Here is an 11,309-nt window from a genome sequence, read left to right on the forward strand (position 1 = left end):
CCTGATCGGTCGGGTACGCGATACCGCACTGGCCGCCTATGCCAACCAGGATGTTCCCTTCGAACGGCTGGTCGAAGCCATCAATCCGACCCGCTCGCAGTCCTACCAGCCGCTTTTCCAGGTCATGTTGATGCTGCAAAACCAGGCTCAATGGCCGCTCAACCTGCCAGGCGTGGACGCGACCGGACACCTTCCGCCACTGGACATTGCCAAGTTCGATCTCAGCTTCAGCCTGACCGAAAACCTGGTGGATGGCACTCCAGCAGGCATGACCGGCGAGCTCGAATACGCCAGCGACCTGTTCGACCGCACGACCGTCGAAAACTTCGCCGCGCAATGGTTGCGTGTGCTTGATGCGATGGTCGACATGCCCGACCGGCCGGTAACGCATATCGACCTGCTCGACGCCGAGCAGCGACAGCGCATGCTCGTGGCTTGGAACGACACCAGCAAGCCCTTGCCTGAATCAGGCCTCATGCCGCTGTTCCGCGCACAGGCACGTCATCGCCCTCACGCGGTGGCCGTTGCCTGTGGCGAGCAATCGCTGAGCTATCGCGAACTCGACCGGCGCAGCGATCAGCTGGCGCGCCACCTGATCGCGCGGGGTATCGGTCCCGAACACGGAGTCGCACTCCTGCAACGGCGCGGCATTGATCTGGTCGTGTCCATACTGGCCATCATCAAGAGCGGCGGCTATTACATTCCCCTGCATGCACAGTTGCCGGATCAGCGGCTTGAGCAGATCCTCGATATCTGCGGCGCCCGCCTGTTGCTGGCCGATGAAAGCCTCGCGTCGCGACAGCTTGAGCATTCCCTGGACGTACTTCGCGTTGACGAACATGTCGCCGACACGGGGACGGAAACACTCCCGTCACTTCCCGTCGATCATCCGCAGCGCCTGGCCTATGTGATGTTTACCTCCGGCTCCACCGGCACGCCGAAGGGAGTTGCCGTGGGCCAGCGGGAAATCGTCGCCCTGGCCCTGGACCAGCGTTTCCGGCAGGCACACGAGTGCGTGCTGATGCATTCGCCGCACGCCTTCGATGCATCCACCTATGAGTTGTGGGTTCCCCTGCTTCAGGGTGGAAAAATCGCCGTGCTACCCGACGGCGAATCGGCGGAAGGCCCCGCGCTACAGGCCTCGATTGCCCGCCACGAGGTGACCGCGGCGTGGCTTACCGCAGGCTTGTTCCATCAACTGGCCGCCGACATGCCCTCGGCTTTTGCCGGGTTGCAGCAAGTGTGGGCTGGCGGCGACGTGCTGTCGCCCAGCGCGGTCAGAAGCATCGCCACGAGCCACCCGTCCTTGCGTATCGTCAACGGCTACGGCCCCACCGAAACCACGACGTTTGCCACGGCTTACGCGGTGCAGGATGTGGCCGATCAAGCGACGACCCTGCCTATCGGCAAGCCGATCGATGGCATGCGCTGCTACGTGCTCGACCAGGCATTGCGCGTTGTGCCGGTCGGCGTGACCGGAGAGCTGTATATCGCCGGTGTCGGCGTCTCTCGCGGCTACCTCGCCGATCCCGCCATGACCGCCGAACGATTCGTTGCCGATCCGTTCGTACCGGGAGAGCGGATGTATCGCAGTGGCGACCTGGTGCGCTGGACTCGGCAAGGTTGCCTCGACTACCTGGGTCGATCGGATGGGCAGGTGAAGCTACGCGGCTTTCGCATTGAACTGGGCGAGATCGAACTGGCGCTGACCCGCGAAGGATTCGAGCAATGTGCCGTGATCATGCGCGAAGACCGACCCGGCGATCGTCGACTGGTGGCTTACGTGGTCGCCTCTTCCGTGGATGCCAGCGAGCTCCGCGCGAAGCTGGCCCGAACGCTTCCCGAGCCCATGCTTCCGGCCGCATTCGTCGCCCTTGCGCATTTGCCGCTGACACCCAATGGCAAACTGGATCGGCGCAATTTACCAGCTCCTTCGTATTCCACGGGCGGCCAGCGCCCAGGCAATGAACGCGAAGCGCGGCTATGCACGCTGTTTGCCGATGTCCTTGGCATCCCCGAGCCGGGCATCGAAGAGAACTTCTTCGAACTGGGCGGCCACTCGCTGCTGGCGACGCGCCTTGCCAGCCGCATTCGCACTGAATTTTCCGTTGAGCTGTCACTGCGTGCGGTATTCGATGCACCGACAGTCGCATCGTTGGCAGCCAGGCTGCTCCAGGCACCCAAGGCACGTCCCTCGCTTCGCGCCATGACTCGCCGCGAGGTAACGCCCGAATGACTCCCCTGTCTTTTGCCCAGCAGCGACTCTGGTTCCTGCATCAATACGAGGGCCCCAGCGCGACATACAACATCCCGCTGACGTTGCGCATGGAAGGCACGCTCGATACGGATGCATTGCGCGAGGCCATACAGGACGTCGCCAGGCGTCACGAATCGCTGCGCACCCGTTTCGAGGAGATCGATGGCATCGCCCGTCAGTGCATCACGCCTGCGGCAGAAGCCACCATCGGGTTCGAACAAGTCTCATCCAGTGACGAAGCGCTGCCTGGCTTGCTCGATAACGCCATGCGTCATGGTTTTGCGCTGGATCGGGAACTGCCTTTTCGCGTAACGCTCTTTCAATGCACGCCGCAACGGTACGTGCTGCTGCTGTTGGTCCACCACATCGCCGCTGACGGCTGGTCCATGGCTCCGCTGCTGCGCGATGTGGCCACCGCTTACCGTGCACGAAGCGCTGGCCAGGCACCTGCATGGGAACCGTTGCCCGTGCAGTACGCAGACTATGCCATCTGGCAACGTGAATGGCTCGGCGCGGCGGATGACCCGACCAGTGCCATGGCGATCCAGCTCGACTACTGGAAAGCACAGCTACGTGACCTGCCCGAGCAGATCGTCCTGCCCTACGACCGCCCGCGACCCGTGCAAGCCAGCTATCGCGGCGGCCAGCATGCCGTCAGGCTCGATGCGTCGATGCATGCCCGACTGCTTGCACTGGCCAGGCAACACGACGTCAGCCTTTTCATGCTGCTGCACGCTGCCACCGCCATGCTGTTGAGCAAGCGCGGCGCGGGACATGATATTCCGCTGGGCACCACGCTTGCGGGCCGCACGGACGAAGCGCTGGAAGACCTAGTCGGCTTTTTCGTGAACATGCTGGTTCTGCGCACGGATACTTCAGGCAATCCGAGCTTCATCCAGATGATGCAACGCGTACGCGATATCGATCTGGCCGCCTATTCGCAACAGGAGCTGCCGTTCGATCAACTGGTGGAAGCGCTCAATCCCGCCCGCTCCAATGCACGGCATCCGCTTTTCCAGGTGGCCGTCACCTTGCAAAACAACGCCGACGCCACGCTTTCTCTTCCTGGTATCAAAGCCCACAGCGAAGAACTGGCCTTCAATATCGCCAAGTTCGACCTGACGTTCAGCTTCACCGAACATCATCACGAAGGCATGGCCTCGGGAATAACGCTGGACCTTGACTACGCCCTGGATCTGTTCGATCCATCCACGGCCCGGGCACTGGCCGCCCAACTGGTTCTTTTGCTCGATGCGGTAGCGGCCGACCCCGGACGGCATCTGGACGATATCATGCTGATCGACCATGCCCAGCAACAAGTCATGTTGCAGGATTGGAACAGCACCGAACACGCAACACCCGACGCCACGTTGGCCGCGCTTTTCCAACGGCAGGCCCAGCGAACGCCTTCGGCCATCGCCATTCGCACCTTCGACGACCGCACGTTGACGTATACGCAACTGGACCAGGCGTCCAACGGCCTGGCACATCGATTGATAGAAGCAGGCATCGTCCCGGAGACGGTCGTCGCACTGGGGTTGGAACGCTCACCGCTTCTGCTGGTGGCCATGCTGGGCGTGATCAAGGCGGGCGCTGCATACCTGCCGCTGGATGCAAGCTTTCCCGCCGAACGCCTGTCCCACATGCTGCGTGATACACGGGCCAGCCTGCTACTGACCGAAACGTCGCGTTTGCAGTGCTGGCCGTCAGGCGACCATCGCGTCATGCCGATCGATGGCGATACGCTTGAGTACATCGATTCGCCGCCACAGGACCGTGCTCGGCCGGATCAACTGGCTTATGTGATGTATACCTCCGGTTCGACCGGAGCGCCCAAGGGCATCGCGATCACCCAGCGCAACATCGTCGACCATGCCTGGGATCGTCGATGGCAAGATGGCTCGCAACAGCGTGTCCTGATGCATTCGCCGCTGGTATTCGATGCGTGCACCTATGAAATCTGGGTGCCGCTGCTCAACGGCCAGCTCATGGTGATGGCCCCACCTGGAAAGCTGGACCTGGCGACGCTGGCCAGTCTCATCAAGCAGCATGACGTCACGGCCGCGTTTCTGACCACGGCGTTATTTCGCCTGCTGGTAGAGGAGCACGCTGATTGCCTGGCTGGCATGAGCACCTTGTGGACTGGCGGCGAGGCGGCATCCGCGCATGTGTTTCGCCAGGCCATGACCGATTTTCCGGCGCTGAAGCTGGTGCACGTATACGGACCGACCGAGACCACCACGTTCGCCACCTGTTATCCGCTCCATGGCCGACCGTTGCCACAGCATGGCGTGCCTATCGGTGCGGCCATGGATAACACCCAGGCCTATGTACTGGACGCGACGCTGCGCCCGGTTCCCCCGGGTACGCCAGGTGAGTTGTATCTTGCCGGTACCGGACTCGCGCGCGGCTACATGCATCGCCCCGGACTGACCGCGGAGCGCTTCGTCGCCAATCCTTTCCAGTCGGGCGACCGACTTTATCGCACCGGCGATCTGGTGCGCTGGCTGGATGACGGCCAACTCGACTATCTCAGCCGTACCGACCACCAGGTCAAGATTCGCGGCTTCCGCATCGAACTGGGCGAGATCGACGCACTGATCTGCCAGGATGCCGCCATCGCGCGCGCCGCGCTCCTGCTGCGTGAAGATCGCCCGGGCGACAAACGACTCGTGGCTTACCTGGTGCCGGTCACGGGCATGCACATCGACGTCGATGCCATCAAACAGCGCATCGCGGCCACGTTGCCGGAGTACATGCTGCCTTCGGCCTTCGTCACGCTCGATGCCCTGCCGTTGAACAACAACGGCAAGATTGACCAACGCGCGTTGCCTGCGCCGACATACGCGGCATCCAGCGGGCGTCGCGCGCGAACACCCCAGGAGCAGACACTGGCTCATCTGTTCGCCGGCGTGCTGGGGTTGGATGATATCGGCATCGACGACAACTTCTTCGAACTGGGGGGCCATTCGATCCTCGCCACCCGGCTGGTAGCACGCATCCGCACCGCATTTGGCTGCCAGTTGTCCATTCGCGACTTGTTTGAATCGCCAAGCGTGTCCGGTCTGCTGCCACGCCTTGGCATGCACCACGGCACGCGCGAACCGTTGCGGCCACAACCTCGCCAGCAAAGGCTGCCGCTATCGTTCGCGCAACAGCGCTTGTGGTTCATGCAACAACTGGATAGTCCAGGAGCGACATACAACATTCCGTTGACGTTGCGACTTGACGGCCCGCTGGATACCCAAGCACTGCGCGCCGCGCTGGATGACCTGGTGCTTCGCCATGAAAGTTTGCGCACCATCTTTGTCGAACATGGCGGCACGGCCTTCCAGCATGTACTGGATGCAGATGCCGCCAACTGCCCGCTCGAGTCGGCGCTGCTGGCCGAAAACCAGGTGGCCGGTGCATTGGCACAAGCTGCCGGGTATCGCTTTGCCCTGGATCGCGAAGCGCCCATACGGGCGTGGCTTTACCAGACGACCAACGACCGGCACGTCCTGTTGCTGCTGATCCATCACATCGCCGGCGACGGTGCTTCATGGCCGCCTCTGGCAAAAGATCTTGCAGACGCCTATGCCGCGCGAATGGCAGGGCAATCGCCCGCATGGCATCCGTTGCCCGTGCAATACGCCGATTACGCCTTGTGGCAGCGCGCATGGCTGGGCAAGCCCGACGATCCATCCAGCCCGTTGTCGAAACAGCTTGGCTACTGGAAGCAGCAACTCGATGGAATGCCGCAACAGGTCACGCTTCCCTTTGATCGCCCGCGCCCGGTACAGGCAAGCTTTCGTGGCAGCCACGTCCAGGCGCGCGTCGAGGCGGACGTTCACCAACGCCTGCTTGCGCTGTCGCGCCAGGCCCAGGCCAGTCTGTTCATGCTGATACACGCCGCCGTAGCCGCCTTGCTCAGCCGCCTGGGGGCTGGCCAGGACATCGTGGTCGGTACGCCGATAGCCGGCCGCGACGACGAAGCACTGGAGTCACTGGTCGGCGTATTCATCAACAATCTCGTGCTGCGCACTGACGTATCGGGCGACCCGGGCTTCGCCCAGTTGCTCGATCGCGTGCGCTCCGTGGATTTGCAGGCCTATGCCAACCAGGACGTGCCATTCGAGCAGTTGGTGGAATGGGTCAACCCGCAACGATCAAGCGCCTATCATCCGTTGTTCCAGGTATTGGTGGCGCTGCACAACAACGACGAAGCCCGTTATAACCTGTCCGGACTGGTGGTCACACCGGAACCGATGGACATCGACATCGCCAAGTTCGACCTCTCGTTCAACTTCGTCGAAAGCCACCACGCGCAGCAGCCTGACGGCCTTGCGATCTACCTCGAATACGCCAGCGACGTGTTCGACCGTGATACCGCACAAATGATCGCCACGCGCCTTGGCCGCCTGTTGCGGGCAGTGGCACACGATCCGGACTTACCCCTGAGCCGGGTCGACCTGCTTGGCCAGGACGAGTACGAGCGTATCGTCCACACCTGGAATGCCACGACGCACCCGATCGAGGAACAGGTGCTACCGGGCCTGTTCGAGCGAAAGGTCGCGGAATGCCCACTCGCCATCGCCGTGCGCGAACGCGGCCATGATCTGGATTTTGCCGGCCTGAATGCTCGTGCCAATCAATGGGCCTGGAAGCTGGTCGAAGAAGGCGTCGGCCCTGAGGATTTCGTTGCCATTGCCTTGCCACGTTCGATCGACCTGTTGGTGGCGGTGCTCGCCGTCATGAAAGCCGGCGCCGCGTACGTGCCGCTGGACATGCAGCAACCCTCCGATCGACTGGCTTTCATGCTGGCCGACGCTGCGCCCTTGCTGGTCCTGGGCCATGACGCGACCCTCGCCACGCTGCCTGCCGTAACGCGCGCACTGAGCATGGATGATGCTGATACGCGCGAACAGGTAAGCCGGCTCGCCACCGGCAATCCCGACGATACGCACCGACGCGCGCCACTGCTCATGCGTCATCCGGCGTATGCCATCTACACCTCTGGATCAACCGGCCGCCCCAAAGGCGTGGTCATCGAGCACGGCAGCGCCGCCAACTATTTCGCCTGGAGCAATGCGAAGTATTACCGCGATGGACAAGGTGGATCGCCGCTGACGCTTTCCACCGCATTCGATGGCAGCGTCACCCTGCTCTTCGGTCCCCTGCTGGCCGGGCAGGCTGTTACGTTGCCAGCCAGTGGCGAGGAGCTCACCCATCTGGCCAGCGCCCAAGAAGGGCATGGTTACCAGTTGGTCAAGCTCACTCCGGCGCATCTGAGCCTGCTCAATCAGTCACTCGAACAGTCGGCTCCTGCGATCGACACCTTGATGCTTGGCGGTGAAGCCCTACCGCCGGCGGACATCGCAACATGGCAGCAGGCCTATCCTCATATCCGCCTGATCAATGAATTCGGTCCGACCGAAGCGACGGTCGGTTGTGTCGTCGAGCAGATCACCGATGACATGCGTCATGCGTCCAGCGTACCGATCGGCCGCCCGATCTGGAACACGCGCGTCTACGTGCTGGACGAGCAGCTCAAACCCGTGCCGCCCGGCGTACCCGGTGAGCTATATGTCGGAGGCGCCGGCCTTGCACGCGGTTATCTGCGACGCGCACGTATCACCGCCGAACGTTTCGTGGCTGATCCCTTCGGCTCACCCGGCAGCCGTATCTATCGCACGGGTGATCTCGTCCGCTGGCTGGCCGATGGCAGGCTCGATTATCTGGGCCGTACCGATTTGCAGATCAAGTTGCGTGGCTTTCGTATCGAGCTGGGCGAAATTGAAGCCTGCCTGGCACGCCAGCCGGGCGTGGCGCAGGCTGCTGTGGTACTGCACGATACCGCCCAGGGCAAACAACTGATCGGCTATGCGGGCGCGTCCCCTGGCAAGTCGCTGGATGTCGCCGCGCTCAGGCAGGCACTCGCCGCCAGCCTGCCCGACTACATGTTGCCTGCCCAGCTCATCGCGCTTGACGCCCTCCCCTTGACTCCCAATGGCAAGATCGATCGCCAGGCGCTGCCGGTGCCCATGGCTCAAGAAGCCAGCGCCGGACGCGAGGCGACATCGCCCATGGAAATCCTGGTGGCAGGCTTGTTCTGCAAAGTGCTGCGCGTCGCATCCGTGGATATCGACGCCAGCTTCTTCGACCTTGGCGGCGACAGCATCCTGTCGATCACGTTGATCAGCCACATGCGCAAGGCGGGCTACCGGATCACGCCACGCGACATTTTCCGCGCATCGAGTGTTGCCGGTCTCGCGATAGCGGCAGTTCCGCTGGCGACCATGCCTAAGTCCACGGCGCCGGCAACCAGGCTTCATGACGAGGCCTCCGATACGACCATCGTGCCGACGCCTATCGTGCAATGGTTCCTGCAGACGGGTGGGCCGAGTCCGCGTTATCACCAGCACGCGCTGGTCCGCACACCACCGGGCGCGACGCCTGAACGCCTGTGCCGGACATTGCAAGCCATCGTCGATCGCCATGACAGCCTGCGCCTGGTCATCGCACCTGACAGCAACGGCGCTTGCCTGCTCAAGGTGCAGCCCGAGGGAACAATCAAGGCCGACACCTTGTTGCAGACGGCCACGGCCCGTCCCGATGAGGTCCGTGACGCATTGGATCGAATGGCTCGATCTGCTGAGACATCCCTGGATCTTCAGCATGGTCACATGGTGCAGGCGCGCTGGCTCGATGCCGGCGAGCCAACGGGCTACCTGTTACTGGTCATCCATCACATCGCGGTGGATGCCGTGTCCTGGCAGATCCTGCTTGCCGACCTGGCGTCGGCTTATGACCAGGCCGAAGGGACCGCGCCAATCCAGCTCGATCCCGTGCCCAGCAGCTATGCGGAATGGTCGCGGCATTTGCGACACATCGCCGATGATGCCGCGTTGCTTGCGGAACTGCCGCAATGGCTGGCCATACAGGCCACGCCCGATCCGCAACTGGGCCGGCGCGCACTCGATCCGCAGCGCGATACCCATGCCACCGAATCCAGGCATCGCACCCGCCTTGCATCATCAATCGCCGCGCCACTGCTCGACCGCTTGCCGGCACAACTGGGCACGAACCTGCACAGGCTGTTGCTGACCGCCTTCGTACGTGCCTTGCGTGATTGGCGTGCCACGCGCGGGCTTGTCGCGCACGATCTGGTGCGCATCGAGGTGGAAGGCCACGGCCGTGAAAACCTGGCCGATGGCATCGACCTGTCGCGGACCGCTGGTTGGTTTACCAGCCTTTACCCGATCGCCCTGCGCGCCGGCCATGCCGATGACCGTTCGCTGGCCGATGCGGTGGCAGGTGTCGCGCATGATCTGCAACAACTGCCGCATCACGGGATTGGTTACGGGGTGCTGCGCTATCTGTCGAACACCGCACGCGATCCGCTTGCGGCATTCGAGGCGCCGCAGGTGGCCTATAACTTCCTGGGGCGGCAACGACCTTCGGACGGTGACTGGCAACCAGCATCCTGGGAACCCCGCTTTGCAGGTCAGCCCGAACGCCCACTGAGCCACGCCATCACGCTCAACGCCATTGTCGTGGACGATCACGATGGTCCCACCGTGGTCGCCGATTGGCGCTGGGCCGGCGAGCTGTTCGATGCTGCGGAGATCGATGCCTTGGCTGCCGCATGGTTCACCCAGCTCACCGCCATGGCGTCTCTGGCCGAAGCAGTCCCTGCCGTTGGCAATAGCAACGCTTCGAACGATGTTGCCGACGATGAGCTGCTGCCGCTGCTGTTGCCGTTGCGCATCGAAGGTGAGCGCCCGGCCTTGTTCTGCCTGCCGCCGCTGACCGGGCTGGGAACCGGTTACAGTCGCCTGCTCGACGTGCTGCCGGACGATCAGCCCGTCTACGCATTCAATGCCCCCGTACTTGCCCAGGGAAGGCATCGGCCCGCTTCGCTGGACGCCTTGGTGGACGTCTACCTGCATGCGATGCGCGAAGCGGTTCCCAACGGCCCTTACCACTTGCTGGGCTGGTCGCTGGGCGGTTATGTCGCGCATCGACTGGCGCAGCGCCTGGAAGCATCCGGTGAACAGATAACGGGCCTGGTCATGCTCGATGCCACACCGCTTGGCGCGGAAGACATCTACGGCCGCGGCCCGGTCTCTGACGAGGACATCCGCGACTATCTGGACGACCTGATCCCGGCTTCACCAGCCTCGCCGGCAGGTGAGCATCAGGCATTGAAGGATCGCCTGTTTCTTGCCTGCCGCGATGGCGCTGGCTATATCGCCGCTTTTACGCGCGCTCCGTTGCGCTGCCCCATGGTGGTCGTGGAAGCGGCACGCCAGCGTCCCTCCGAACAATCGCCCTGGCACATGGCCCGATGGTGGAACGTGCGGTCGCACTCCGACAGCGTCTACCTGGCGGTGGACGCCGGACATCACGACCTGCTCGCGCCATCCGTGCTGAACACGATCGCCCCTCACCTGGTCACACAAGTGCCCACACCAGCATGACATCCAAGGAATACGATCATGAATATGTCGCATGAGGAACTGCTGGTACCCGGCCAGCGAACACCTTTGCTGATCCAGGCGGGCGAACCGCACCGGTTATCGGATTACATCTCGCGGTCGCGCGAGGCCATCGGTGAGAAACTGCTGCGACACGGAGCCCTGCTTTTCCGTGGCTTCGCCGTCGCCGACTCGGCTGATTTCGCCGAGGCGGTACAGGCGCTGGACATTCCCCTGCTGGATTATCGCTACCGGTCCACTCCACGCACGGGCAAGGGGCGTGGTGTCTATACTGCCACCGAATACCCGGCTGACCGGGAGATTCCACTGCACAACGAAAACGCCTATCAACGCCAGTGGCCAAGGAAGCTCGCGTTCTGCTGTATCACTCCCGCAGCTGTGGGAGGTGCAACGCCCATCGCGGACATGCGCGAAGTTCGGCGTCGACTGGATCCGGCCATCTTCGAGAAATTCGCGCGGCTGGGTGTTCGCTACGATCGTGTATTCCACAACATGATCGATCTTTCCTGGCAGGATGCCTTCCAGACTGATGATCCGGATGAAGTCGCCCGCTATTGCGCCAGCCAGGGCAT

Annotated in this window: 3 protein-coding genes; all 3 read left to right on the forward strand. The window is 62.8% G+C overall.

The window, feature by feature from the left end; genetic code table 11:
- A partial coding sequence (locus tag VF436_RS10100) for an amino acid adenylation domain-containing protein (protein ID WP_330903891.1) occupies positions 1–2,236 on the forward strand: 2,236 nt, incomplete at its 5' end.
- Positions 2,233–10,719 (forward strand): amino acid adenylation domain-containing protein, encoded by an 8,487-nt coding sequence (locus tag VF436_RS10105; protein WP_330903892.1) that lies wholly within the window; start codon positions 2,233–2,235, stop codon positions 10,717–10,719. The genes VF436_RS10100 and VF436_RS10105, both read left to right, overlap by 4 nt.
- Before the next feature lie 18 nt (positions 10,720–10,737).
- The coding region (locus tag VF436_RS10110) for a TauD/TfdA family dioxygenase (protein WP_330903893.1) at positions 10,738–11,309 on the forward strand (572 nt) is incomplete at its 3' end.

Origin of the sequence: Dyella sp. (assembly GCF_036384435.1) — a bacterium.
Lineage (GTDB): Bacteria > Pseudomonadota > Gammaproteobacteria > Xanthomonadales > Rhodanobacteraceae > GSA-30.